Source organism: Pseudomonas sp. No.117, assembly GCF_054558395.1.
On record NZ_BAAJNP010000005.1, the window covers coordinates 447551 to 471277 of the forward strand.

General features: G+C 67.1%; 20 protein-coding genes. 8 read left to right on the forward strand and 12 right to left on the reverse strand.

The window, feature by feature from the left end; genetic code table 11:
- Positions 1–71 precede the first annotated feature (71 nt).
- The 3 genes from ACYJP6_RS14925 to ACYJP6_RS14935 all read left to right on the forward strand — a co-directional run bounded on the left by ACYJP6_RS14925 (position 72) and on the right by ACYJP6_RS14935 (position 2164).
- Positions 72–980, forward strand: a complete 909-nt coding sequence (locus tag ACYJP6_RS14925) for a LysR family transcriptional regulator (RefSeq protein WP_145005642.1) — start codon at positions 72–74, stop codon at positions 978–980.
- Between the two features lie 105 nt (positions 981–1085).
- Entirely contained in the window at positions 1086–1457 is a 372-nt protein-coding gene (locus ACYJP6_RS14930) for a YkgJ family cysteine cluster protein (RefSeq protein WP_459475787.1), read from the forward strand.
- 434 nt (positions 1458–1891) lie between these two features.
- Positions 1892–2164 (forward strand): HU family DNA-binding protein, encoded by a 273-nt coding sequence (locus ACYJP6_RS14935; RefSeq protein ID WP_007159052.1) that lies wholly within the window; start codon positions 1892–1894, stop codon positions 2162–2164.
- Between the two features lie 107 nt (positions 2165–2271).
- On the opposite strand, the gene ACYJP6_RS14940 is transcribed toward ACYJP6_RS14935, so the two are convergent.
- The 4 genes from ACYJP6_RS14940 to lpxO form a co-directional block, all read right to left on the reverse strand.
- Entirely contained in the window at positions 2272–5346 is a 3075-nt protein-coding gene (locus ACYJP6_RS14940; protein WP_459475789.1) for an error-prone DNA polymerase, read from the reverse strand.
- On the reverse strand, positions 5343–6752 hold the full coding sequence (locus ACYJP6_RS14945) for a Y-family DNA polymerase (protein ID WP_459475790.1): 1410 nt from the start codon (positions 6750–6752) through the stop codon (positions 5343–5345). The genes ACYJP6_RS14940 and ACYJP6_RS14945 overlap by 4 nt, the downstream gene beginning before the upstream one ends.
- 7 nt (positions 6753–6759) lie before the next feature.
- Positions 6760–7374, reverse strand: a complete 615-nt coding sequence (imuA, locus tag ACYJP6_RS14950; RefSeq protein ID WP_459475791.1) for a translesion DNA synthesis-associated protein ImuA — start codon at positions 7372–7374, stop codon at positions 6760–6762.
- Positions 7375–7497: 123 nt separating this feature from the next.
- Complete coding sequence (gene lpxO, locus ACYJP6_RS14955; protein ID WP_459475793.1) at positions 7498–8397, reverse strand: lipid A hydroxylase LpxO; 900 nt, start codon at positions 8395–8397, stop codon at positions 7498–7500.
- A 180-nt stretch (positions 8398–8577) separates the two neighbouring features.
- Here lpxO and ACYJP6_RS14960 point away from each other — a divergent pair, with 180 nt between their 5' ends.
- On the forward strand, positions 8578–9063 hold the full coding sequence (locus tag ACYJP6_RS14960) for a DUF4124 domain-containing protein (protein ID WP_459475794.1): 486 nt from the start codon (positions 8578–8580) through the stop codon (positions 9061–9063).
- Positions 9064–9222: 159 nt separating this feature from the next.
- On the opposite strand, the gene ACYJP6_RS14965 is transcribed toward ACYJP6_RS14960, so the two are convergent.
- From ACYJP6_RS14965 to ACYJP6_RS14975, 3 genes are all read right to left on the reverse strand, one after another.
- Positions 9223–10167 carry a SphA family protein gene (locus ACYJP6_RS14965; protein ID WP_459475795.1) on the reverse strand — a complete coding sequence of 315 codons (945 nt, stop codon included), beginning with the start codon at positions 10165–10167 and terminating at the stop codon, positions 9223–9225.
- A gap of 72 nt (positions 10168–10239) precedes the next feature.
- Positions 10240–11007, reverse strand: coding sequence for a coniferyl-alcohol dehydrogenase (locus ACYJP6_RS14970; RefSeq protein ID WP_459475796.1), 768 nt, complete (start codon positions 11005–11007; stop codon positions 10240–10242).
- Between the two features lie 39 nt (positions 11008–11046).
- Positions 11047–12519 (reverse strand): benzaldehyde dehydrogenase, encoded by a 1473-nt coding sequence (locus tag ACYJP6_RS14975; RefSeq protein ID WP_459475797.1) that lies wholly within the window; start codon positions 12517–12519, stop codon positions 11047–11049.
- A 225-nt stretch (positions 12520–12744) separates the two neighbouring features.
- Here ACYJP6_RS14975 and ACYJP6_RS14980 point away from each other — a divergent pair, with 225 nt between their 5' ends.
- Both ACYJP6_RS14980 and ACYJP6_RS14985 read left to right on the forward strand, forming a co-directional pair.
- Complete coding sequence (locus tag ACYJP6_RS14980; RefSeq protein WP_459475798.1) at positions 12745–14466, forward strand: sigma 54-interacting transcriptional regulator; 1722 nt, start codon at positions 12745–12747, stop codon at positions 14464–14466.
- 54 nt (positions 14467–14520) lie between these two features.
- Positions 14521–14985 carry a MarR family winged helix-turn-helix transcriptional regulator gene (locus ACYJP6_RS14985; protein WP_459475799.1) on the forward strand — a complete coding sequence of 155 codons (465 nt, stop codon included), beginning with the start codon at positions 14521–14523 and terminating at the stop codon, positions 14983–14985.
- A 418-nt stretch (positions 14986–15403) separates the two neighbouring features.
- Here ACYJP6_RS14985 and ACYJP6_RS14990 read toward each other — a convergent pair whose 3' ends face one another.
- The 3 genes from ACYJP6_RS14990 to ACYJP6_RS15000 form a co-directional block, all read right to left on the reverse strand.
- A complete protein-coding gene (locus ACYJP6_RS14990; protein ID WP_459475801.1) occupies positions 15404–16336 on the reverse strand; it encodes an amidohydrolase family protein in 933 nt (310 codons plus the stop codon).
- 51 nt (positions 16337–16387) lie between these two features.
- Complete coding sequence (locus tag ACYJP6_RS14995; protein WP_459475802.1) at positions 16388–17719, reverse strand: MFS transporter; 1332 nt, start codon at positions 17717–17719, stop codon at positions 16388–16390.
- 79 nt (positions 17720–17798) lie between these two features.
- Complete coding sequence (locus ACYJP6_RS15000) at positions 17799–18776, reverse strand: hydroxyacid dehydrogenase (RefSeq protein ID WP_459475803.1); 978 nt, start codon at positions 18774–18776, stop codon at positions 17799–17801.
- Between the two features lie 215 nt (positions 18777–18991).
- Between ACYJP6_RS15000 and ACYJP6_RS15005 the strand changes: the two genes are divergently transcribed.
- Complete coding sequence (locus ACYJP6_RS15005; protein ID WP_459475804.1) at positions 18992–19666, forward strand: RraA family protein; 675 nt, start codon at positions 18992–18994, stop codon at positions 19664–19666.
- Positions 19667–20164: 498 nt separating this feature from the next.
- On the opposite strand, the gene ACYJP6_RS15010 is transcribed toward ACYJP6_RS15005, so the two are convergent.
- Entirely contained in the window at positions 20165–21508 is a 1344-nt protein-coding gene (locus tag ACYJP6_RS15010; protein ID WP_459475805.1) for an MFS transporter, read from the reverse strand.
- Positions 21509–21561: 53 nt separating this feature from the next.
- Positions 21562–22482 carry an SMP-30/gluconolactonase/LRE family protein gene (locus tag ACYJP6_RS15015; protein ID WP_459475806.1) on the reverse strand — a complete coding sequence of 307 codons (921 nt, stop codon included), beginning with the start codon at positions 22480–22482 and terminating at the stop codon, positions 21562–21564.
- Positions 22483–22682: 200 nt separating this feature from the next.
- On the opposite strand from ACYJP6_RS15015, the gene ACYJP6_RS15020 reads away from it, so the two are divergent.
- Positions 22683–23726 carry an ABC transporter substrate-binding protein gene (locus ACYJP6_RS15020; RefSeq protein ID WP_459475807.1) on the forward strand — a complete coding sequence of 348 codons (1044 nt, stop codon included), beginning with the start codon at positions 22683–22685 and terminating at the stop codon, positions 23724–23726.
- The last annotated feature ends 1 nt before the right edge of the window (position 23727 follow it).

Sequence of the window (23727 nt, forward strand, 5' to 3'; positions counted from 1 at the left end):
ATTGTCCTGTTTCCAGAAAAACAATAAACCGGCAATCTGGGCATGCACTGCGCACGAAATGGAAACAATGCATGGATACCCTCAAGTCATTGCAGGCCTTCATCAAGATCGTCGAGCTGGGCAGCCTGACCGCTGCGGCCGAGCGCCTGGAGCTGTCGCGCTCGGCGCTCACCAAGCACCTGGCCGCCCTGGAGCGGCACTACGGCACGCGGCTGCTGCAACGCACCACCCGCACCCTGAGCCTGACCGAGGCCGGGCGCACCCTGCATGAGGGCATCGTACCGTTGCTGGGTGATCTGGATGCCCTGGAACAGCGTCTGCAGGAAGGCCACGAACGACCGCGGGGACGGCTCAGGGTCAGTGCGCCCCTCACCTTCGGGGTCCGGCACCTGGCGCCCCTGGTCAGCAGCTTTCTGCACGAGTACCCGGAAGTCGCCATCGACCTGGAACTCAGCGATCGGCAGGTGCGGCTGGTCGAGGAAGGCTTCGATCTCGCCGTACGCATCGGCGAACTCGGCGACTCCAGCCTGATCGCCCAGCCCCTGGGCGCGGTGGAACTGTTCGTGTGCGCGGCGCCCGGCTACCTGCAGCGTCACGGCCGCCCGGACCATCCCAGCGCGCTCGCGCAACATCGCTGCCTGCTCTACAGCTATGCCAGCGACGGGGACGTCTGGGGATTCCAGCGCGGCGAGGAACGCGTCCAGGTCAGGGTGACCGGCCAGCTGCGTGCCAACAATGGCAGTGTCCTGCACCAGGCGGCGCTGGACGGCCACGGCATCCTGCGGCAGCCGGACTTCCTGGTCGGCGACGACATCGCCGCCGGTCGGCTGGAGCGGCTGTTCGTCCCCTGGCACACCCAGGCCATCGCCATCCACGCGCTCTACCCACACCGGCGACTGGTGCCGGCCAAGGTGCGGCTGTTCATCGCCTGGCTGCAGCGACATCTGGTTACCTCCGGAGACGCCCGAAGACTGCCGTAGGTCGCCGCCGAACGGTCGTTTCCGGGGCTTCGCAGCCTGCTGGCGCTTGCCTAGAATCCGCGCTCATCCCGCCGGCCTTGCCGGTTCCTGCGATGGTTTTGGTGCATGTCGACCGAGAATCCTTGCCTCAGCTGCGGCGCCTGCTGCGCCCATTTCCGCGTGTCTTTCTATTGGGGTGAATGCCAGTCGGCAGGGGGCCTGGTGCCGGACAACCTGACCGTCGCGGTGAGTCCGCACCTGGCGGCCATGCAGGGCACCGAGCAGAAGCCGGTACGCTGCGCGGCGCTGCTGGGCGAGGTGGGCTGCGGTACCCGCTGCACCATCTACGAGAACCGTTCGAGTACCTGTCGCGAATTCACCGCCGCCTGGGAGGACGGCGCACCCAATGCGCACTGCGATGCCGCCCGTGCCGCCTATGGGCTGCCGCCGCTGACCCCGCCCCTGGAGCCCCATCTTTCACCGAACCGGGTCGCCTAGGCGCTGTACGATAAATGCCTGGGCGCGGCTGCTTCGTGGAAAGCGGCTGGAGCCTGGCTCCGGCAGGCTGGCCCCGTCGGAACGTCCAATCACAGCTCGTAGACTCGCTTGCAAGCCCGGGCCGCTTTCTCGCTGACGTTCGCCTGGCCTGGCCTTCTACGGCGACTTCTCGTTCAGCGAAGGAAACCAAACGGCCCCCAGCGCTGCCCAAAAAGGCGACGGTTGGGCTGAGAAGCGTGGAAAATGCAGTGCGGATCAGGTTTTCACGCCCCTGCGTGATCGAATACCCTATCGTTCTTTCGTCCGCTATGCGTATCCTGTAGCGCCGAACAACAAGGCTGCTTCAACCGGCCACGTAGAGGCTCACAAAGGCTCTACGCAAGGCAAAGCTGCCGCTATACTGCCGGGCCAATACTCACACATGGAGTTTTTACATGAATAAAGCTGAGCTGATCGACGCCATTGCCGCGTCTGCCGACCTGCCCAAGGCCACCGCTGCCAAAGCCCTGGACGCCTTCACCACTGCGGTGACCGACGCCCTGAAGCAAGGCGACAGCGTTAGCCTGGTCGGTTTCGGAACTTTCGCAGTGAAAGAGCGCGCTGCTCGCGAAGGCCGTAACCCGCAGACCGGTGCCACCATCAAGATCGCCGCTGCCAAGCTGCCCGGCTTCAAGCCCGGCAAAGGCCTGAAAGACGCCGTCAGCTAAGACTGCGTTGGTCGATTCTTGTCTTCCGGGCGCTCCAGAGCGCTTCGGAAGACAGTCCCCCCGCTCCACCTGCCCGTCCCCTCCTCCCGCCACTCCAAGCTTGCCTGCTAGTGAAAATCCCGACTCGACACCAGTAATTCGTCGAGCAGTGGACTCAGGTCGGTCAGCCGGCCGGCGATCAGGTGCTGAACTCCCGCCTCCCGTTCCAGATGCCCCTCGACCTGTAGCAGCCGTGCCTGCAACAGCGGTCGTCGTTGCTGCTCGCCCACCGCGCGCCAGACCACCACGTTGAGCATGCCGTGCTCGTCTTCCAGGGTCACGAAGATCACCCCGCTGGCCGTGCCCGGTCGCTGCCGCCCGCGCACCAGGCCCGCCACCCGCACCAGGGCTCCCGGCGTGACCTCTGCCAGCTGGCTGAAATCCCGGCAGCGCCGCGCCTGCAGTTCGCCGCGCAGCAAGGTCAGTGGATGTGGGCCCAGGGTGGTGCCCAGCATGCGATAGTCGGCGTGGACCTCCTCGGCGACGCTGGGCGCGGGCAAGGCCGGGCGCTCTTCCGCGACGCTGGGCGCCGTCTCGAACAAGGGTAACTGGCGCTCCACCCCGGCCATGGCCCAGCGCGCCTGGTGGCGATCCCCGGCCAGCTCCGCCAGGGCGCCGGCCTCGGCCAGTTGCCCGCGGGCCCGGGCGTCCAGGTCGGCCCGTCGGCAAAGGTCCTCGACGTCGCGAAAAGGCTGCACGCCCCGCACCGCCACCAACCGGCGCCCCGCCTGCTCCGCCAGGCCCTGCACCAGGCGCAGCCCGAGCCGGATCGCTGGCTGCGGGCCGGTACTCGCCTCCAGCCGGCAGTCCCAGTTGCTGGACTGCACGTTCACCGCGCGCACCTCGATACCATGGCGGCGGGCATCCTGCAGCACCTGGTCCGGGCTGTAGAAACCCATGGGCCAGCTGTTCACCAGGGCGCAGGCGAAGGCGGCCGGCTCATGGCACTTGAGCCAGGAACTGGCATAGGTCAGCAGGGCGAAGCTGGCGGCATGGGACTCGGGAAAGCCATAGCTGCCGAAGCCCTTGATCTGCTCGAAGAGCCGTGCGGCGAATTCCGGGCGATAGCCGCGCTCGACCATGCGGTTGTGCAGCCGCTCGCGGTGGGGCTCGAGACCGCCATGGCGTTTCCAGGCGGCCATGGAGCGCCGCAGCTGGTCGGCCTCGCCCGGGGAGTATTCGGCGGCGATCATGGCGATCTGCATCACCTGCTCCTGGAACAGCGGCACCCCCAGGGTGCGTTCCAGCGCCGGGCGCAATTCGTCATGGGGATAGTCCGCCTCCTCTTCCTTGTTCCGGCGGCGCAGGTAGGGATGCACCATGTCGCCCTGGATGGGACCGGGCCGCACGATGGCTACCTCGATCACCAGATCGTAGAGGGTCCTGGGCTTGAGCCGCGGCAGCATGGCCATCTGGGCGCGCGACTCGATCTGGAACACCCCCACCGTATCGGCACGCGAGATCATGGCGTAGGTGGGCGCATCTTCCTGGGGCAGGCTGGCCAGGGTCCAGCGCTGGCCACGCCAGTCGGCGACCAGGTCGAAGCAGCGGCGCAGGGCGCTGAGCATGCCCAGGGCGAGGATGTCGACCTTGAGCAGCCCTACGACATCGAGGTCGTCCTTGTCCCACTGGATCAGGGTGCGCTCGGGCATGGCGGCGTTTTCCACCGGCACCAGACTGGCCAGGGGCGCCTCGGAGATGACGAAGCCTCCGGGATGCTGGGAGAGATGCCGGGGAAAGCCGATCAACTGGCCGGCGAGGACCAGCACCCGCTGCAGCAGCGGACTGTCAGGCGCGAACCCCGCTTCGCGCAGGCGCTGGGGCCCTGGTATCTCGTCGGTCCAGCGGCCGGCGCAACCCGACAGGGCATCGAGCTGGTCACCCGGCAGCCCCAGCGCCTTGCCGACGTCACGCAGGGCACCGGCGGCGTGATAGGTGCTGACCACGGCGGTGAGCGCGGCCCGCTCGCGGCCATAGCGACGAAAGACGTACTGGATGACCTCTTCACGCCGCTCGTGCTCGAAGTCGACGTCGATGTCCGGCGGCTCGTCGCGCTCGCGGGAGATGAAGCGTTCGAACAGCAGGTTGCTGGTGAGCGGATTCAGCTCGGTGATGCCCAGGACGTAGCAGACGATCGAATTGGCCGCCGAACCCCGGCCCTGGCAGAGGATGTGCTGGCGGCGGGCGTAGTCGACGATGTCGTGCACGGTGAGAAAGTAGTTCTCGTAGCCCTTCTCGGCGATCAGCGCCAGCTCCCCGGCCACCTTGCTGGCGACCTCGTCGGGGACTCCTGCCGGCCAGCGCCAGGCCAGGCCCCTACGGGTCAGCTCGGCGAGCCAGGAACGCGCCGTCTCGCCCGCCGGGACCACCTCGTGGGGATAGTGGTAGCGCAACTCGGTCAGCTCGAACCGGCAGCGGGCGGCGATGGCCAGGGTTTCCCGGCGCAGCGCCGCGGGGTAGAGCTGTTCCAGCACGGCCAGTGGCCGCAGGTGGCGTTCACCGTTGGGATGCAATCGATAGCCGGCCTGGGCCACCGGCAGGTGGTGGCGGATGGCGGTGAGCACATCCTGCAGGGCGCGCCGGCCGCGGGTGTGCATATGGACATCGCCGCAAGCCACCTGGGGCAGCTCGAGGTGCTCGCCCAGTCGCTGCAGCTGGCTGAGGCGTGCCTCGTCGTCGACGCTGCGTAGCAGTTCAACACCGATCCACAGCCGCTCGGCGAAGGCGGCCTTGAGCCAGGCACCCGCCTCGGCGGCAGGCTCGTCACCCGGCAGCCAGATCGCCAGCAGCCCCGGCAACGGTTGCAGCAGGTCCGCCCGGGTCAGCTGGTAGCGACCCTTGGGGGCGCGCCGGCGTGCCCGGGTGATCAGGGCGCAGAGGGTCGCGTAGCCCTGCAGGTCCTCTACCAGCAGCACCAGGTGCAGGCCGTCGTCGAGGACCAGCTCGCTGCCGACGATGAGGGGCAAGCCGACCTGGCGCGCCGCCTGCCAGGCGCGGACGATACCGCTCAGGGTACATTCGTCGGTGATGGCCAGCGCCCGGTAGCCCAGCGCCTTGGCCCGTTCGAACAACTCGAGGGCGCTGGACGCCCCACGCTGGAAACTGAAATTCGACAGGCAATGCAATTCGGCGTAGCCGCTCATGCGAACCAGCCCTGAATCCACCAGGGTTCCTCTTCGCCGTAACGCCGAAAGGCCCAGGCTTGGCGGCCATCGGCCACCTCGATGCGGTAGTAGTCGCGGCGCTGGTCACCACCGTCCCACCAACCGCTCTCGATACGTTCGGGGCCGGCGAGCACCCGCCGCGGTTGTCCTTCGAGCGAGCGCGGTTCGCTGAGCAGCCAGCCCGGACGCAAGCCGGGCAGCCTGCTTTCCAGGCGGCCTTGGTGGCGCCAGACCAGGGCTCGCTCGGGTCGATGATCCGCCTGGATGCCGAGGCCGAGCACCGCATCCTCGCCCAGCCGGGCGCGTAGCCGCTCGCGCAACACCTCCCAGCCCACTGCCTGGGCCGGTCGTTCATCGAACAGGCCATGGCGCTCGGGCACGAAGAGCGGCAACTCTTCGCTTTCCAGGCGCAGCGCCAGGACCGGCGCCACCACCTGCAGCTGTTCGAGCCGGCCACGGGCGAACTCGAACAGCAGCGCGGCATCGCGTTCGGGGGCCAGCAACCCTATGGTGAGCGTCGTGGCCGGGCCCTGGCGATGCTCCAGCCACAGCAGGAAACGTTGCACGCCGCGGTCGCGGCTGGCCAGCCAGACGGCCAGGTCGGCGGTGAGGCGGCGCAGCGGGAACAGCAGCGCCTGGTGGGACTCGACCTCGAAATTGAGCTCCACCCGCGCCACGAAACGATCGGGCGGCCGGTAGAACTCCAGCGCCAGGCTGCGACTGCCGCGCAGCAGATCCAGCTGTTGCAGCAGCTCCGGGGCGAAGCGCCGGGCCAGAGCGGCCCGGGGCAAGGCCTGCAACTGCTCCAGCCGGCGAATGCCCATGCGCGCCAGCGCCTGGGCCTGCTGGGGAAGGAACCCGGCCCGCTCCACGGGCAGGCGGTCGAGCAGAGGCGGCAGGTCGTCCAGGGAGACGGCCAGGCCATCGGCGACGTTGGTCAGCATCCGCGCCGCCACCGGATTGGGCGCCAGCGCCAGGCGATGGCGAAAGCCCAGGGCCTGGAGCTCCTGGCGCAGGCGCCGCTCCAGCCGCGGCCAAGGGCCCAGCAACGGCAGGCTGGACTGCACTTCCAGCAGCAGGGCTCGGGGATAGTAGCGGCTGACCTGGGAGCTGAAGCCATACCCCCAGGCCGCCAGCAGCGCCTCGGCGGTCTCGATGAGCGCCGGATCGTGCTCCTGCTGCTCGAAATCGCGGGTCAGCGCCTGGGCGGCGGCCAGCGTCAGGCCGGGACGCAGCCCCAGGGCCCGCGCAGCCGGATTGACCGCCTGGAGCAGGCGACGCTGGGGCGGTCCGGAGAGCAGTACCAGCGGCCGCTCCGGCTGTGGATGGCGCCGCAGCACGGCATCCAGCGCCAGCTGCGGAAAGAGGATGCAGGCCCAGCGCATGGCAAGCTCAAGCGCCGCCGGCCAGGCTGAGCACCGCGGGTTGACCGCCCCGGCACTTGTGGACGTGCAGCCGTTCGAGGGGGGCCCTGAGTTCCAGCCGCAAAGCGGCCGGTGAGGGATTGCCCAAGGCGGCGGCCGGACGCAGGGCGAAGGCCAGGGTGCGACCGCTTTCGGCGGCGACCTGCAAACGGCGCAGCTGACGATCGTCGGCCCGCTCGGGCCAGCAGAGCACCGCACCGAAACAGCCGGAGCGCAGGCATTGCTCGGCAGCCCAGAGCACCTCGGCGCCCTGGGCGCGGATCACCACCAGCGACTCCAGCGCCACTCCCGCCGCCTGCCAGGCCAGGGCATAGGGCAGCAGCGGGGGCCCGATGAGGGCGATGCGTTCGGCGGCCTGACTCAATCGCGCCAGGGTCGGCCAGAGCAGGCGCAGTTCACCCTGGCCTGGCCCGGCGAGCAATACTTCGGTCAGAGCAGCCTCCGGCCACCCCGCCCCGGGTAGATGGGCATCCAGGGCCGCGACGCCGGTGGGCTGTCGGCTACGCCGGGCCTCGGGGCTGGCCTGCCCCTTCCAGAGACGCCGCTCCTCGAACAGCCGGGCCAGGCCGGCGTTGCCGCTCATGCCGGCGAACCTGCAGGGGTGTTATCCATGGCCATCGCCTCTATCTGTATATGCATACAGTATTAGAGGCGATTCGCGTTGCGGTCAAGTCGAACCGCTACCCCTGGGGAGGAAAAGGATCCGCTAGATCCAGATCACCACCCCGACGAGGGCGGCCAGCAGCAGCCACTGCTCGAGGTAGTAGCGGAAGCGGTTGCGCTTCTTCAGCGCCTTGCCCCGCTGGCGGATGCGGTAGAGATGCTTGAAGGCCCGGTTGAGGCCACCGGTCCTGTCGCTGTCGTCATTGGGCGAGGCAGCCGCGGCCAGCAGGGTGCCGCTGACCCAACGATTGAAGGCCCCGGCCCAGCGATAGCGCAGCGGACGCTCCACGTCGCAGAACAGGATGATGCGATCCTGATCGGTGGTGTTCTCGGCGTAATGGATGAAGGTCTCGTCGAACACCACCGCCTGGCCATCGCGCCAGTGATAGCGCTGGCCGTCCACCTCAATGAAGCAGCGCGGATCGTTGGGCGTGGCCAGGCCCAGGTGATAGCGCAGGGAGCCGCCATAGGGATCGCGATGCCGCACCAGCCGCGAACCCGGCGGCAGTTCGGCGAACATGGCCGCCTTGACCGTACCAATGCCCCGCAGCAATTCGGTGGTGCGCGGGCAGAGCTGCATGGCGGAGGGGTGGCTGTCGCCGTACCACTTCAGGTAGAAGCGCTTCCAGCCGCTCTTGAAGAAGGAATTGAAGCCGGCGTCGTTGTGCTCGGCGGATTTCTTGATCTGGCCGGCGCGCAACAGGGCCAGCGCCTCGTCGCGGATGAGCTGCCAGTTGTCCTGCAGCACCTGGAGTTCGGGAAAGCGCCCCACCTCGTGGTAGGGCTCGTTGGGCACCCGCGAGGTCAGGAACATGAAGGTGTTGAGCGGGGCCAGGAAGGTCGAGTGATCACTCAGCTGACGCAGGAAACGATGGCGCACCCGGCCACGCAGGTGCACGTACAAGACACAGAGAAAAAAACCACCGATAACGAACCACTTCACGCGTCGCTGTCCTGAATTTGAATGTATCAGGATGTTATACGCCTCACGTCCAGCCAGGCCTAGTCTTTACAGTCTGACCATTAGCTGAAGCCGGGCGAAGTAGGGCCGCGTGGCCCTGTGAGCCGTAGCGGCCATCTTGTATCCTGCAGGTGACAATTCGAGTGCCCGGAGGGCCTCATCATGCGTGCGTTGCTGTATGGCCTGCTGCTCGCGAGCGGCGTGGTGGCCGCCCAGGATGTCTACAAGTGCGTGGACGACCAGGGCCGGACGACCTACACTCAGGGCGCCTGCCCGACCGCCAGCCAGATCACCACCATCCCCCTGCAGAGCCTGCCCGACAGCAACGGCTTCACGCCGCCGCCCAAGCCCGCCACGCCGCCTCCAGCCACGGCCCCACGCGAGGTCAACGTGGTGCCGTCGCCCACCTCCAGCCGCCAGCGTCCGGTCGACGACATCACCGTGGTCGGTGGCTCGTCGTCCTCTTCCAGCTCGCGCCAGCAGACCGAGGTGCGCGGCTCCGGCATCATCTACCAGCCAGTGCCGATCTACATCGAGCGCCGTCCACGCAACGAGACCTGGCACATGGTGCCCCATCCCCAGGCCGCGCAGCCCCAGCCGCCGGCGGCTCCGCCGCCGCCGAACCGGGGCATCCCGATCGATCGCTAGTGGGGTGTCTCAGAAGTCATCCAGACCATATTGGCGACGCTTTTGCGGGCCTCGCGGCGTCGCCACCCCTCGCCATGGCCCTGCCACGACCCGGCGTGGCGCCTAGCCAGGACCAAGAGAGCACTCGCCAATGCCTGTGCGAACGTCTGCACCACCCCACTAGAGTTTGTGCAGGAAGTTGACGACGAACTTGCGCCCCTCGGTGCGGTTCTCGGCGTCCTGCTCGACGTAGCTGTTGACGGTGATCAGGTTCCGCCTGGAGAAGGCATAGGTGAAACCCGGCCCCCAGGCCCAGACCTTCTCGCGGCGTCCGCTCACGTCATGTCCATCCACCTGGGTATCGGTGATCTGCTTGAGCCAGTAGCCACTCAGGCCGACGCTGAGCCGATCGTTCAGCGCGTATTGGGTGGCGAAGTTGGCATGCACCGCCTGGCCGGCCCGGGTGTCGGAGACATCGCCGAAGCTGCGCAGCGGCTGGTCGTTCTTACCGTTCCACAGGTACCAGAAGCGCCCAGTGACCGACCACTGGGAGGTCAGCCAATAGGTGGTGGCGTAGTAGGGATTGAAGGACCAAAAGTTACTGCCCGGGTTGATCGCCCGGTCGCGGTCGTAGCGACCGGTGGGCGCAACGATCTCGGCCTCGATACGCTGTGCCCAGCGCGGGCCGCCATCGGGCCTGGTGGTGGTGGGCAATTGCAGGAAGGCGCCCAGGGTCAGGTCCCCTACCCCCTCACGGGCGCTCAGGGCCTGGCCGCCGAGGCCGTCGTCGACCTCGGCGTGGGCCAGCCAGGGCAGGATGGCGGTGAAGCCGGGCATGGCCCCGTTGGCCAGCGGCTGGCCGACATAGATCAGCTGACTGACCGGCGCGAAGGTGGTGAGGTCCTGTTTGGGCAACGGCAGCTTGCGCCCATTCTGATCGTTGAAACGACTGGTCTTGCCGTAGAGGAGATATTCCTCCCAGTACCAGCCGGGTCCGTCCGGCGCCGGCGCGCCATCGTAGAAACTGGTGGAGCCGAGGTTCAGGCCGGGCAGGTCGTAGGCCTGGGTCAGGGTGGAACAGCCGCTGGCCGCGGCCAGCAGAGCGAGACTAAGGGTTTTGCGCATGACGTCATCCTGGGAATTGTTCTTGTTGTGGGAAAACGTGATCGCCGCGCCGGGCGAGCGCGGCGATCCGGCTCAGACGTAACTGGCGGCCAGGCCGCCATCCACCGGCAGGTTGGCGCCATTGATCCAGCGCGAGGCATCGCTGCAGAGGAAGGCGATCACCTCGGCCACCTCGTCGGCCAAGGCGGGGCGCAGCATGCGCTGGCTGTCGCGGGCGACCCGCTCCTCGCCGAGCATGCTGACGAAGTCGCCGAGGATGGGGGTGAACACCGGCCCCGGTGACACGCAATTCAGCCGCACGCCGAATTCGCGCAGCCAGGTCTGGGACTGCACGAAGCTCCAGACGATGAGCGCCTCCTTGAAGTACTGGTAGCAGGTCGCCTGTGCCACCGGGTGGGCGGCCAGCCAGGCCTGGGCCTCGGCGAAGTCGGCGATCCGGGCCAGCTCGCGATGCTGCTCCAGGCGCTGTGGCCATTCGGCGCCAAGGATGGAGGCGACGTTGACGATGGCCCCGCCCTGCCCCAGGCGCCCGACCAGGTGCTGGCTGAGCAGGCGCAGGCCGAGGTAGTTGACCCGCGCCACCGCTTCCGCCGGCGCCGTGCCCGGTACCCCGGCGATGTTGCAGAGGCCGTGCAGGCGGTCCGGCAGCCGACTCACCAGGGTAGCGATGCTGTCCGGGTCGCCCAGGTCGGCCTGGTGGAATTCATCCAGGCTGAGCTGGGGTTGGTTGCGGTCGACACCGATCACGGTGGCGCCGTGGAAGCGGGCCAGGCGCGCCAGTTCGGCGCCGATACCGGAGGCCACGCCGGTGATCACCAGGGTCTTGCCATTCAGGGTCATGGGATTTTCCTCTTGTTGTTATTCAGGGGGTGAAGCGGACTAGAAGGGATAGCGCGGCGGCTCCTTGTGCTCGGTCACCCACTGCCACTGGCTGTAGTCGTCCCAGTTGCACAGGCCGCCAACGCTGCCGCCGTTGCCGGACTGGCCGCGGCCGCCGAAGGGATTGACCACCTCGTCGTTCACCGTCTGGTCGTTGAGGTGCAGCATCCCGCAGTTCAGCCGTTCACCCAGGGCGCGGGCGCGAGCCAGGGAGCCGGACAGCACGCCCGCGGCCAGGCCATAGGGCGTGCGATTGGCCAGGGCGATGGCTTCGGCCTCGTCGGCGAAGGTCACTACGCTGGCCACCGGGCCGAAGATCTCTTCGTCGAAGGCGCGCATGCCGGGGCGCACGCCGCTCAGCACGGTCGGGGCATAGAACAGGCCCTCGTGGCTGCCGCCCTGCTCCAGGCGCGCCCCAGCGGCCACGCTGTCCGCGACGATGGCCTCTACGCGCTGCAACTGTCGGGCATTGATCAGCGGGCCGAGCTGGGTGGTGGGGCTGAGCGGATCGCCCAACCGCAGGCCCGCGGCGCGGATCGCCAGGCGCTCGATGAAGGCCGCGGCGATCTTCTGCTGCACCAGGATCAGGCCGGTGGCCATGCAGATCTGGCCCTGGTGCAGGAAGCTGCCCCAGGCGGCGCAACCGACGGCACGCTCGAGATCGGCGTCGTCGAGCACGATCAGCGGGTTCTTGCCGCCCAGTTCCAGGGCCACCTTCTTCAGGTGACGACCCGCGGTTTCGGCCACCTGGCGTCCGGTCTGGGTCGAGCCGGTGAAGGCGATCATCCGCACCCAGGGATGGGCGCAGAGTGCCGCGCCCGCCTCGGCCTGCCCCGGCACCAGCTGCAACACGCCGCGGGGCAGGCCGACCGCCTCGAACAGGCGGGCGATGAGCACTCCGCCGCTCACCGGCGTCTGGTGATCCGGCTTGAGCACCACGGCGTTGCCACAGGCCAGCGCCGGTGCCACGGCGCGCAGGGAGAGGATCAGCGGAAAGTTGAACGGCGAGATCACCCCCACCACGCCATGGGGCAGGCGGCGGGCATAGGACAGGGCGCCCGTCTCGCTGGGCAAGACCACACCATGTGGCTGTAACAGCTGGCCGGCGACCTGCTGCAGGATGACCCCGGCCTCGCGCAGTTCCAGTTCGGCCTTGGGCAGGATGCCGCCGGTCTCCCGGGCGATCAGGGGGGCCAGCTCGGCGCGGTGCCGCTCGAGCTGGTCGGCGGCGGCGAGAAACAGCGCCGCCCGCCGCCGCGCGGTCCAGCCGGCCCAGGCCAGCTGCGCCTGGGCCGCCTTGTTGCAGGCCCGGTCGACGTCGGCGGCATTGGCCAGCCCGGTGCGATGCAGCAGCCGTCCGGTGGCGGGTTCGGTGATATCCAGGATGCCGCCCGCGGCGGTGATCCAGTCGCCATCGAAGAGCCGCTCGCGCCAGGGCGCAGCGTCCAGGAAGGGGGTCGGGTGGTCGCTCATAGCCTTCTCCTTGTTGTTGTAGGGCCTCAAGGGCGACTGCAGCGGAGCAAGGCCTGTGCCCGACCGTGTGGAGCGGGAGAAAGACCAGCCTGGTCATGGACTTAGCGAGCCGGCCGGGAGATGACCGCGCGCAGATGCGGTGAAAGCCTTGCTCAATAGATAAAGTTATGCGGTATAACCATCCTCCCAATTGCGCATTTGCGCAGTTCTCCCGGAGGTCCCGTCATGGCCGAACGCCTGTCCCTCAACGACCTGCAGCAGGTCGCGCCCGGCTTGCACAGCGGCGACAGCCGGGCCTGGGATGGCAGCGCCAGCCCGACCCAGGCGGAACTGGCCGACTGCCTGTTCTTCTCTCCCGGCGACGGCCGCATCTGGCTCAACGACCAGCGCATGTTGCTGATGCATGCCTCTTCCTTTGGCGCCCTGCGCCGCGAACTGATCGGCGCCCTGGGCCAGGAACGCGCGCGAGGCCTGCTGACCCGAGTCGGCTACCTCTCCGGGGTGCGCGATGCCGAACTGGTGCGCAAGCGCTGGCCCCAGGCCGATGCCGCCGCCATCTTCGCCGCCGGTACCCGCCTGCATGGCCTGGAAGGCCTGGTGCGGGTCGAGCCGCTGCATTTCGAATTCGATGTCGACCAGGGGCGCTACGGCGGCGAGTTCCTCTGGCACCATTCGGCCGAATGCGACGAGCACCAGATCGCCCATGGCCAGGGCAGCGACCCGGCCTGCTGGATGGAGATCGGCTACGCCATCGGCTACGTCAGCAGCCTGTTCGGCCGGCTGGTGATCTTTCGCGAGGTGGAATGCCGCGCCATGGGCCATGGCGTCTGCCGGGTCGAAGGCCGCAACGCCGAACGCTGGCCCGATGTGGCGGACGACCTGCGCTACCTCAATACCGCCGGCGACGGCACCGCCGCGTCCGGCGCTGCGGAACGCCTGCCCGCGCCCCTGCTCCATGCCGCCGACGGCCAACGACCGCTGGTGGGCGCCTCGGCCGCCTTCAACAGCGCCTTCCAGGCGCTGCAAAGGGTCGCCCCTACCCCGGCCACGGTACTGCTCACCGGTGAATCCGGGGTGGGTAAGGAGCTGTTCGCCAGTCACCTGCACCGTCTGAGCAAGCGTGCCGACGGCCCCTTCGTCGCCCTCAACTGCGCCGCCATTCCCGAGAATCTCATCGAGGCCGAGTTGTTCGGCGTGGAGCGCGGAGCCTTCACCGGCGCCAACCAATCCCGCGCCGGGCGTTTCGAGCGCGCCCAGGGCGGCACCCTGTTCCTCGACGAGATCGCCTGCCTGAGCCTCCCCGGCCAGGGCAAGCTGCTGCGCGCCCTGCAGGAGCGCGAGATCGAACGGGTAGGCGGTAGCCGCACCCTCAAGGTGGACGTGCGGGTGATCGCCGCCACCAACCTGGACTTGCGCGAGGCGGTACGCCGTGGTGATTTTCGCGAAGATCTCTTCTATCGCCTCAACGTCTATCCCATCGGCATCCCGCCGCTGCGTGATCGCCGTGACGACGTGCCCCTGCTGGTGGACCTCTTCCTGCGCCGCTTCTGCGCGGCCTACGAACGTCCGCCGGTAGGCCTGACCATGCGCGCCCTCAAGGCGCTGCTGCGCTACGACTTTCCCGGCAACGTGCGGGAATTGCAGAATCTGGTGGAGCGCGGGGTGATCGCCAGCGACCCGGGCGAGCTCATCGACCTGCCGCACCTGTTTCGCGGCGAGCCGCTGCCGCCCGACCTGCTGGAACCGGCGCCGGAGGCGACCGGCTGGCTGAAGCGCCTGGGCGTGGCCGCCGAGTGCCCGCTGCAGCTGGGCGCCTTCGAGGCCGAGCTGCTGGACGAGGCCCTCGCCCTCAGCCGCGGCAATGTCGCCGCGGCGGCGCGGTTGCTGGGCCTGAGTCGCGCCCAGTTCGCCTATCGCCATCAGCGCGCGCAGCGGGATCTGGACTAGAATGAGCGCTCACCGCCCTACTCCCGCCCTATCCGACGGAAGCCCTTCCCGCCGATGAGTTCGCCCAACGACGCCGCGCCTCTGGACCCTGCTGCCACTCCCTGGCTCGACACCGCCGTCGGCTATGCCCTGCGCCGCGCCCAGATGAAGATGTTCCAGCACCTGGTGGACAGCCTGGCCGAATACGACCTGCGCCCCGCCCAGTTCACCGCCCTGGTGATCCTCGAACAGGAGCCGGGCCTGATGCAGGCCGACCTGGCGCGCCGCCTGGCCATCGAGCCGCCGCAACTGGTGCTGCTGCTGAACAAGCTGGAACGCCAGGGCCTGGCCGAACGCGTGCGGGATACCCAGGATCGCCGAGCCTACACCCTGCACCTCACCGCTCAGGGCCGCGCCCAGGTAGGCGAACTCAAGGCCCGCGCCGCCGCCAGCGACCGCGCCGCCAGCGCCCCGCTGGACGATGCCGAACGCGCCGAGTTGCTGCGTCTGCTGCGCAAGCTCAATGGGGAATTGGGGTAGCGGGCTTGGTCAGGCTGGAGCTGAAGAGGTAGCGGTTTTGTTGGGCTTCGCTGCGCTCAGCGCCAACCTACGGATCAGCCGCCACCCGAAGCCCTGCCTGAACGTACCCTCTCCCCTTGGGAGAGGGCTGGGGTGAGGGTCACCGGCAGCCCCGCAGCATCCCTCGTTGGGCTTCGCTGCGCTCAGCGCCAAGCTACGGGTCAGCCGCCACCCGAAGCCCTGCCTAAGCGCCCCCTCTCCCCCTGGGAGAGGGCCGGGGTGAGGGTTGCCGGTAGCCCCGCAACATCCCTCGTTGGGCTTCGCTGCGCTCAGCACCAACCTACGAGTCAGCCACCGCCCGAAGACCTGCCCGAACACCCCCTCTCCCCCTGGGAGAGGGCCGGGGTGAGGGTCGCCGGCAGCCGTTGAGATACGGCCTTCAGAAGCCGTACAGACTGACCGGGTTGTCGCGCAGGATGGCGGTGCGCGCCTTTTCATCGGGTGCCCATTCGGCCAGCAGGTCGAAAATGTGGCCGTCGTCCGGCTTGTTGCCGACCGCCACCGTGGGATGCGGCCAATCGCTGCCCCACAGCAGCCGTTCCGGATGACGACGTACCAGCTCTTGGGCCACTGCGCTGACGTCAGCGTACTCTGGTGGACCGCTGCGCGATTTGATGTAGGGGCCTGACAGCTTCACCCAGGTGCGCTCGGCGTCCAGCAGGCGAGCGATGACGCCGAAGGATGCCGAATTGATCCCCTCTGGCTGAGGCACATGGCCCATATGATCGATTACCAGGCGAGCGGGTAGCCGCTGCAGTCGGCTCTCCAGCTCCACCAGCTGATTACCCGGGGCAACCACCTGGACATTCCAGCCCAGTTCGGCGACCCGTGCGGCCAGGGGTTCGAGGTCGGCCAGATCGGCACCGCCGTAGCTGAGGTTGAAACGGATGCCACGCACCCCGGCCTTGTGCAGTTCCTGCAACTCGGCATCGGTGATGCTCCGGTCGATGACCGCCACGCCTCGGGCTTGTCCTCCGCTGCGCGCCAAGCCGTCGAGCATGCAGCGATTGTCGGTACCGTAGGTGGAAGGGGTGACGATGACCATGCGATGCAGCCCCAGCAGCGCCTGCAGCTGACGATAGTCGTCCAGCGAGGCATTGGGCGGGAGCAGCTTGGCTCCTGGAGCGGCTGGGTAGCGGTCATCGTACAGATGCATGTGGCAGTCGACGCTGCCGGCCGGAGCCTTGAGTTTCGGTGCCATCTGGATACTGGAGAACGGGGTGGCAGCCTGGACGCCGAGGGCGTCGAACAGGCACAGGGCAGCACTTGCCTGGGCGCTCGCTTTCAGGAAGCGCCGACGATTGAAGGTCATGATGAATTCCTTGAAAGGCTGCCGGCCCGGACGGGCCGGCAGCGAACGGCATTAACCGGCGTTGGTCGCGGCGGCCTGGGCGTCTGCCTTGGCCCGCGCGGCCTTACGGCCCATGACCAGCACCAGCAGGCCACTGATGGCGCACAGAGTGGCTAGCGGCAGTACCGCCAGGGCGTGGCTGTGGGTCGCCCCATGGATGGCGCCATAGACGTTGACCATCACCCCGCCGCCGATGAGGTTGGCCAGGGCGCCAATGGCGGCCAGGCCGGCGGCGGCGGTGGACGACGACAGCCAACCCGAAGCCAGCGCCCAGAACGGACCCTTCATCGAGTAGGCCCCGATCAGCACCAGGCTCAGCAGGATCACCGTGGAGGCCAGGGACGAGGTGAACATGCCCGCCAACAGCCCCACGGCGATCAACAGCATGGTGAGCGAGGTATGCCAGCGACGCTCACCGGTCCGATCCGAGCTACGGCCCCAGAGGACCATCGCCACGGAGGCCAGGCCATAGGGAATGGCGTTGGTCAGGCCGACCTCCAGGTTGGACAGGCCGAAGCCCTTGAGCAATTGCGGCGCCCAGACGCTCATGGTGCTACCGGCCGCCGAGGCGCCCGAATAGATCAGCGCCATGACCCAGATATCCTTGTGCTTGAGCAGCTGCCACAGGGAAATATGGCCGATGCTGGTCTTGCGCCCGCGCTCCTCGGCCAGCTTGAGGGTCAGCCAGTTGCGCTGCTCGTCGCTCAGCCACCTGGCCTGCTCCGGGCGGTCGGTGAGCACGAACAGGCAGGCGATGCCCAGCAGCACCGCCGGAATGCCTTCCAGGATGAACAGCCAGTGCCAGCCGCGCATACCCATCCAGCCGTCCAGGCTCAGTAGCAGGCCCGAGAGTGGTGAGCCCAAGAAGTTGGCGCCGGGGATCGCCACCATGAAGATGGCGACCATGCGCGCCCGGTAGTTGGAGGGTAGCCAGTAGGTGAGGTACAGCAGCACGCCGGGGAAGAAGCCGGCTTCCGCGGCGCCGAGCAGGAAGCGCATCACATACAGCGAGTTGGCCCCCTGGACGAAGGCGGTGCCGGCCGAGATCAGACCCCAGGTGATCATGATCCGGGCGATCCAGATGCGCGCGCCGAAGCGTTGCAGCGCCAGGTTGCTCGGCACCTCCACCAGGAAATAGGAAAAGAAGAACAGGCTGCTGGCGAAACCGAAGATCGCCGGTGTCAGACCGAGATCCTGGTTCATCTGCAGCGAGGCCATGCCGATGTTGCCACGGTCGATGATGGCGATGAGGTAGCAGACGATCAGGAACGGCAGGATGCGCCAGGCGACACGGCGCATGGTGCTGCGTTCCAGTTCGCTGATCTCGGGCGTAGAAGAGGTCATGCAGGCTCTCCGTCTTATTGTTGTGGAGATAGACGTAGCGGGCGGCCCCGGAGGGAGACCGCCCGCCCTGACGCGAGGATCAGGCCGCGATGAGGTGACGATTGACCACGGCGCGCGATTCTACGCTCTTGCCGTTCCAGCAATCGAGCACCTGCTGGACCGCCACCAGCCCGACCCGGTCGCGGGCCTCGGTGGTGTTGGCGCCCACATGGGGGGTGGCCACCAGGTTGGTGAGGCCCCAGAGGGGGCTATCGGCCGGCGGCGGCTCGGGGTGGAAGGTATCCAGCCCGGCACCGGCGATCTGGCCTTCGCGCAGCGCCGTCACCAGCGCCTGGGTATCGATCAGCTCGCCGCGGGCGGTGTTGATCAGCAGGCTGCCGGGACGCATCCGGGCGAACTGGGCGGCGCCGAACAGGTGGCGATTGGCCTCCGTCAGCGGGCAATGCAGGCTGATGACGTCGCACTCGGCCAACAGTTTGTCGAAACTCTCCTCGCGCTGTACGTGGTCACGCACCGGCAGGTTCTGGAGATAGGGGTCATAGACCCGCACCTGCATCCGCAGCGGCGCCACTAGGTCCATCAGCACGCTGCCGATGGAACCCAGGCCCACCAGGCCGAGGGTCTTGCCGAACAGCTCGGTGCCATTGGCCTGGGCCTTGTCCCAGTGCCCGGCGTGCATCCGCGAATTCAGCCAAGGAGTCTGCCGGGCCACGCTGAACATCAGGGCGAAGGCGTGCTCGGCCACCGACTGGGCATTGGCGCCCAGGGCGATGGTGACCGGAATGTTGCGGTCGGCGGCGGCCTGCAGGTCGATGGTGTCGTAGCCGACGCCATGCTTGGCGATGATTTCGAGCTTGGCCGAAGCCTCGATCATCTCGCGGGTCAGTTTGCCTTGGCGGACGATGATGGCGTCCGGCTGTTCCTTGCGGATCAGCGCGACCAGGTCGTCTGCGGGCATGTAGGGCTGGGTCGGCACGACGCGGATGCCATGGGCAGCGGCCAGGGCCATGGCGTCGGGTGCGAGTTCGGGGCCAGTGAGAAGCAGGGTGCGGGTCATGTGGGTAATCCCTTGTTGTTATGACGTCGTCCGTCGAGCGGACAGCCAAAAAGGCAGGCTTTGACCTTAGCATAATGGAACAGCGTTGCAATACTAGACGTAACGAGGAATTTCCTACCGATCATCCGGGCATTGAATGTTTAAAAAAGAAATGCCATTCTGAAATTCGAAACCCGCTCCAGCGGCATCCAACAAAGCCCACAAGAGAAATGCCCATGACCATCGGATTCAGAGTTCTCAATGCCCAACGCAAGGTCGCAGCCGAATGGGTCGCGCGTTACCGTGAGGTTCCGGTCGCCAACGTCAGCGACTCCATGAACCGCATGACCGCCGGCGGCTCGCGCCTGCGCCCCATGCACCGCCAGGGCGTACTGGCCGGCGCGGCGCTGACCGTGAAGGCGCGCCCAGGCGACAACCTGATGCTGCACTACGCCCTGGACATCGCCGAGCCGGGCGACGTCGTCGTGGTGGACGCTGGCGGCGACCTGACCAATGCCCTCATCGGCGAAATGATGGTGGCCTACGCGGTCAAGCGTGGCGTGGCCGGCATCGTCATCAACGGCGCCATCCGCGATGCCGCCAACATCGGCGCGGGCGACTTCCCGATGTTCGCTGCCGGCATTTCCCACCGCGGCCCCTACAAGGATGGCCCGGGCGAGATCAATGTCCCCATCGCCATCGATGGCATGGTCATCGAGCCGGGCGATCTGATCATCGGCGATGACGACGGCCTGCTCTGCGTGCCCTACGACCAGGTTGCCGAGGTCTATGACCGCGCCACCGCCAAGCACGCGGCGGAAGAGAAGCAGATGCGCCAGATCGCCGAAGGCACCAACGACCGTAGCTGGGTGCTGGACGCGCTGAAGAAGAAGGGCTGCGCCCTGCCCTAGGCCGCACCTCGTCCGGGCTAGCCCCTGACGGACTAGACGCCACACCGGTAAAACGCCCGCTGCCATGCAGCGGGCGTTTTGCTTTGCAGGGTCGACCGAGACCGCGCCAGACTCTACCTGCGCACCACCGCTCTGCCCGCTTCCTGATCCCTCAACGCTTCCTGGGCTTCATCGGCTGTCTCCCTGTGCTCAGGCCCTGGAAGCACTCGACCAGAGCACCCAGGCACTCGCCATGGCCTGGGATTCACGCCCGCAGCGCCGGCTAGCACCTTGCTCCCTATCCAAGGACGCGGATTGATGAGGCTGGCTATTCGGATCCACTCGGGCGTGCTCAGCGCCGGCTGGAACCCGGGGCGCCGACGAGAGCAACGGACACCTGGAATGGGTCGTCCCAGGTCCTATGCCTGGTCGATCTGGCCAATCCACGCCGGCCACCGGATGCAGGCACGCAAAAAAGAAGGCGGCTCCCGGCCGCCTTCTTCGCTAACGACGTTTGGCTCAAGTCCGCAGTGGAACCTCGCCGCCGGTCTTGATCGATGCCCGACGGCTCGGGTCGCCCAGCCAGAGCATCAGGATGACCCCCAGCACCATCACCGAGGCCACCACATAGAAGGGGCCGGAGTAGCTCTGGGTCGCATCCTTGACCAAGCCAATGGCGAAGGGCCCGACGAAACCACCCAGGTTGCCGATGGAGACGATCAGCGCCAGGCCACCCGCTGCGGCTCGACCGGTCAGGAAGCTGGAGGGAATTGCCCAGAAGGTCGCCTGGAAGGACAGGATGCTGGCCACCGTCACGCTCAGGCAGCTCATACGCAGCAGCGGATCGGCCGACAGCGCGGCGCCCACCAGACCGCAGGCCGCCAATCCCAGGGCACCGGCCACATAGGGTAGGCGATGGCTGCTCTTGTTAGCCTGGCGCGCCCAGAGCGTCATGGCGATGGCGCCGAGCACATAGGGAATGGTGGCCACCAGGCCCACCGTGCTGTTCTGCATGCCCAGGCTCTTGATGATCTGCGGCATCCAGATGCCGATCCCCACGGAGCCGACGATGCCGCAGAAGTTGATGGCGGCCAGCACGAAAACCTTCGGATTGGTCAGGGCATCCCGCAGCGTGGAGCCGTGGGCCGCGCCTATCTCCCGCTGTTCGCGGGCCAGGCGCTCGGTCAGCCAGGTGCGCTCGCGGGTCGACAGCCAGCGTGCCTTGGCCGGCGAGTCCACCAGCACGAAGAGGCAGAGGATACCCAGCAGCACCGCCGGCAGGGCTTCCACCACCAGCAGGAATTGCCAGTTCTTCAGCCCCATGAAGTCGTGGATGTCCAGCAGGAAGCCCGACAGCGGCGAGCCGATGATGTTGGCGGTCGGGATGCCCAGCAGGAAGGCGGCGGTCGCCTTGGCGCGCCATTTTCCGGGGAACCAGTAGGTGAAATAGAGATAGACCCCCGGGGTGAAGCCGGCCTCGGCCACCCCCAGCAGGAAGCGCAGGATACTGAAGCTGACCGGGCCAGTGGCGAAGGCCGTGGCCATCGAGATCAGGCCCCAGGTGATCATGATCCGGGCGATCCAGATCCGCGCGCCGAAGCGCTGCATGAGCAGGTTGCTGGGAATCTCGAAGATGAAATAACCGAAGAAGAACAGACCGGCCGCCCAGCCGAACATGGTCGCCGTGAGGCCCAGGTCCTTGTTCATGCTGATGGCGGCGAAGCCGACGTTGGTGCGATCCAGGTAGCTGATCACATAGCAGGCGAAGATGAACGGCAGGATGCGCCACAGGACACGCCCGAGCAGTTGTTCGCCTTCCGCATCGGTCAAGGGCGGCTGTGCGCCCGGATAGGTCTGACTCATGGATAACCTCTGTTGTAATTATTGTGGTGCTGACAGGGGCGCCGAAGCGCCGTTTACAGATGAGAGAACAGGGGTAGGCCGCGTACGCTGGTCTCCACCCGCAGGATGCTGCCGGTCTCGGATTCGGTGATGAACAGGCTGCGCCCCTCGGGACCGCCGAAGGCCAGGTTGGTGTTGCTGATGCCGGCGCAGGAACGCAACCGGGCCAGCGGCTCGGCCACCGGCGACAGCTGCCAGACCGAGCCGAACCCGGTATGGGCAATATAGAGATTGCTCTCCTCGTCCAGTGCCAGGCCATCCGGGCCGCCGAGCCCGCCATGCAGCTGGGCGAAGACGCCGACCTTGCCGATCAGCGAGCCGTTGCCCAGCGGAATGCGCCAGATCTGCTGCGCGCGGGTCACCGCGATCAGCAGGTGGTTGAGTCGCGGATCGAAGACGATGCCATTGGGGCTGGGCACAGTATTCAACAGACAGCTGAGCTGGCCGTCGGCGCTCAGGCGATAGACCCGGCCGCTGGCATCCTGCAGGCCGGTCTGGCCCTGGTCGGTGAAGTAGAGGTCACCGGCCGGCGAGAACACCAGGTCATTGACGCCCTTGAAGCCTTCCGAGCCGGCGCTGCCCAGGAGCGTTTCCACCTCGCCGCGTAGCGGATCGAGCAGCAGGATGCCGCGCTTGTAGTCGGTGATGAAGATCCGGCCATCACGATGGATCTTCAGGCCATTGGGCCAGCCATCGTATTCGCAGACCAGCTCCCACTCCCCTTGGGGATCGATGCGGAAGATGCGCCCATTGGGGATATCGGTGACGTAAAGATTACCCTGACGATCGAAGGACGGCCCTTCGAGGAAGGAATCGATGGCCCGACCCTGGCGGTTGGCATCGGCCCAGGCCGTGCGCCTGGCTTGGCGATAGCGATCGGGCAGGCGGGTGAAGACGGCGGTTTGGATCGTCGGCGGCGCAGCGAAAAAACTCATGACCAGGCACCTGAGAAGGCGAAGTCCCCCGGCTAGAAGGGCTCCGCAATATTATTTTTAACGAAATGACGTTCCAAAAATAAAACAGCCGCAGCCAATTGCAAGCGAAAGTTTCATCACCTGGAAGGCAGACTTGACAGGAGCCGCGCTTCTGAATACTCATAAAAGAAATGGCATTTCAAAAAAATAAGGAGAACGCCATGCTGCAGCCGTCCGGCCGCTCGTCCCGTCCCGCCCTGCGTCAGCTCGCCCACGTCCTGGGCCTGGCCGCCAGCCTCACCCTAGCTACCGTCCTACCTGTCCAGGCTCAGACCGAACAAAGCCAGGTCACCTTGGCCATCCAGTACGGCTATGCCTATCTGCCCGTGACCCTGGCCGACAAACTGGGCTTCTTCCGCGAGCAGGCCAAGGCCGCCGGCCAGCCCGACACCCAGTTCGAGATCAAGCGCATCAGTGGCTCGCCGGCCATCAACGATGCCTTGATCAGCGGCAACATCGACATCGGCGGCTATGGCCTGCCCGGTACCCTGGTCGCCTGGCAGAAGACCCAGAAGTCCCTCGATATCCGCGCCCTCTGCGCCCTGGTCGCCGGCGACAATGCCCTGTTCGTCAATGACCCCTCGATCAAGTCGCTCAAGGACTTCAAGCCCGACCAGAAGATTGCCGTCAGTTCCCCCACCGGCCAGCAAGCCCTGCTGCTGCAGATGGCCGCGGAGCGCACCTTCGGCCCGGGGCAGGCACACCAGCTGGACAACCTGATGGTGGCCCTGCCCCATCCCGATGCCACCGCCAGCCTGCTCAACAAGGCCGGGATCACCGGCTACATCGGCCCCAACCCTTACAGCTTCCTGCTGGCCCGGGACGCCAAGGTCACCAAGCTGTTCGACTTCTCCAAGGAGCTCGACCTGCGCATGACCAGCGGGGTGCTGACCACCACCGGCAAGTTCGTCAAGCGCAACCCGGGCCTCAGTGCCGCCGTGGTCGCCGCCATCGGCCAGGCCCAGGACTTCATCAAGGCCGAGCCGCGCAAGGCCGCCGAACTCTTCCTGCAGTCCGAGCCCTCCAGCCTGAGCCTCGACCAGGTGGAAGAAATGCTGCGCGGCGTCAGTGGCGAATGGTCGGTGCGGCCCATCGGCGTCATGGCCCTGGCCAACTTCATGGTCCGCAGCGGTGCCCTCAAGGAGGCACCGCAACGTTGGCAGCAAGTCTTCTTCGATCCCGTGGCCACCGGCGAGGGCAACTGAC

Excerpts from the sequence above, each read along its gene's own strand:
- ACYJP6_RS14925 (WP_145005642.1), top strand. The coding sequence starts at position 72 with ATGGATACCCTCAAGTCATTGCAGGCCTTCATCAAGATCGTCGAGCTG.
- ACYJP6_RS14930 (WP_459475787.1), top strand. The coding sequence starts at position 1,086 with ATGTCGACCGAGAATCCTTGCCTCAGCTGCGGCGCCTGCTGCGCCCAT.
- ACYJP6_RS14935 (WP_007159052.1), top strand. The coding sequence starts at position 1,892 with ATGAATAAAGCTGAGCTGATCGACGCCATTGCCGCGTCTGCCGACCTG.
- ACYJP6_RS14940 (WP_459475789.1), bottom strand. The coding sequence starts at position 5,346 with ATGAGCGGCTACGCCGAATTGCATTGCCTGTCGAATTTCAGTTTCCAG.
- ACYJP6_RS14945 (WP_459475790.1), bottom strand. The coding sequence starts at position 6,752 with ATGCGCTGGGCCTGCATCCTCTTTCCGCAGCTGGCGCTGGATGCCGTG.
- imuA (WP_459475791.1), bottom strand. The coding sequence starts at position 7,374 with ATGAGCGGCAACGCCGGCCTGGCCCGGCTGTTCGAGGAGCGGCGTCTC.
- ACYJP6_RS14960 (WP_459475794.1), top strand. The coding sequence starts at position 8,578 with ATGCGTGCGTTGCTGTATGGCCTGCTGCTCGCGAGCGGCGTGGTGGCC.
- ACYJP6_RS14965 (WP_459475795.1), bottom strand. The coding sequence starts at position 10,167 with ATGCGCAAAACCCTTAGTCTCGCTCTGCTGGCCGCGGCCAGCGGCTGT.
- ACYJP6_RS14970 (WP_459475796.1), bottom strand. The coding sequence starts at position 11,007 with ATGACCCTGAATGGCAAGACCCTGGTGATCACCGGCGTGGCCTCCGGT.
- ACYJP6_RS14975 (WP_459475797.1), bottom strand. The coding sequence starts at position 12,519 with ATGAGCGACCACCCGACCCCCTTCCTGGACGCTGCGCCCTGGCGCGAG.
- ACYJP6_RS14980 (WP_459475798.1), top strand. The coding sequence starts at position 12,745 with ATGGCCGAACGCCTGTCCCTCAACGACCTGCAGCAGGTCGCGCCCGGC.
- ACYJP6_RS14985 (WP_459475799.1), top strand. The coding sequence starts at position 14,521 with ATGAGTTCGCCCAACGACGCCGCGCCTCTGGACCCTGCTGCCACTCCC.
- ACYJP6_RS14990 (WP_459475801.1), bottom strand. The coding sequence starts at position 16,336 with ATGACCTTCAATCGTCGGCGCTTCCTGAAAGCGAGCGCCCAGGCAAGT.
- ACYJP6_RS14995 (WP_459475802.1), bottom strand. The coding sequence starts at position 17,719 with ATGACCTCTTCTACGCCCGAGATCAGCGAACTGGAACGCAGCACCATG.
- ACYJP6_RS15000 (WP_459475803.1), bottom strand. The coding sequence starts at position 18,776 with ATGACCCGCACCCTGCTTCTCACTGGCCCCGAACTCGCACCCGACGCC.
- ACYJP6_RS15005 (WP_459475804.1), top strand. The coding sequence starts at position 18,992 with ATGACCATCGGATTCAGAGTTCTCAATGCCCAACGCAAGGTCGCAGCC.
- ACYJP6_RS15010 (WP_459475805.1), bottom strand. The coding sequence starts at position 21,508 with ATGAGTCAGACCTATCCGGGCGCACAGCCGCCCTTGACCGATGCGGAA.
- ACYJP6_RS15015 (WP_459475806.1), bottom strand. The coding sequence starts at position 22,482 with ATGAGTTTTTTCGCTGCGCCGCCGACGATCCAAACCGCCGTCTTCACC.
- ACYJP6_RS15020 (WP_459475807.1), top strand. The coding sequence starts at position 22,683 with ATGCTGCAGCCGTCCGGCCGCTCGTCCCGTCCCGCCCTGCGTCAGCTC.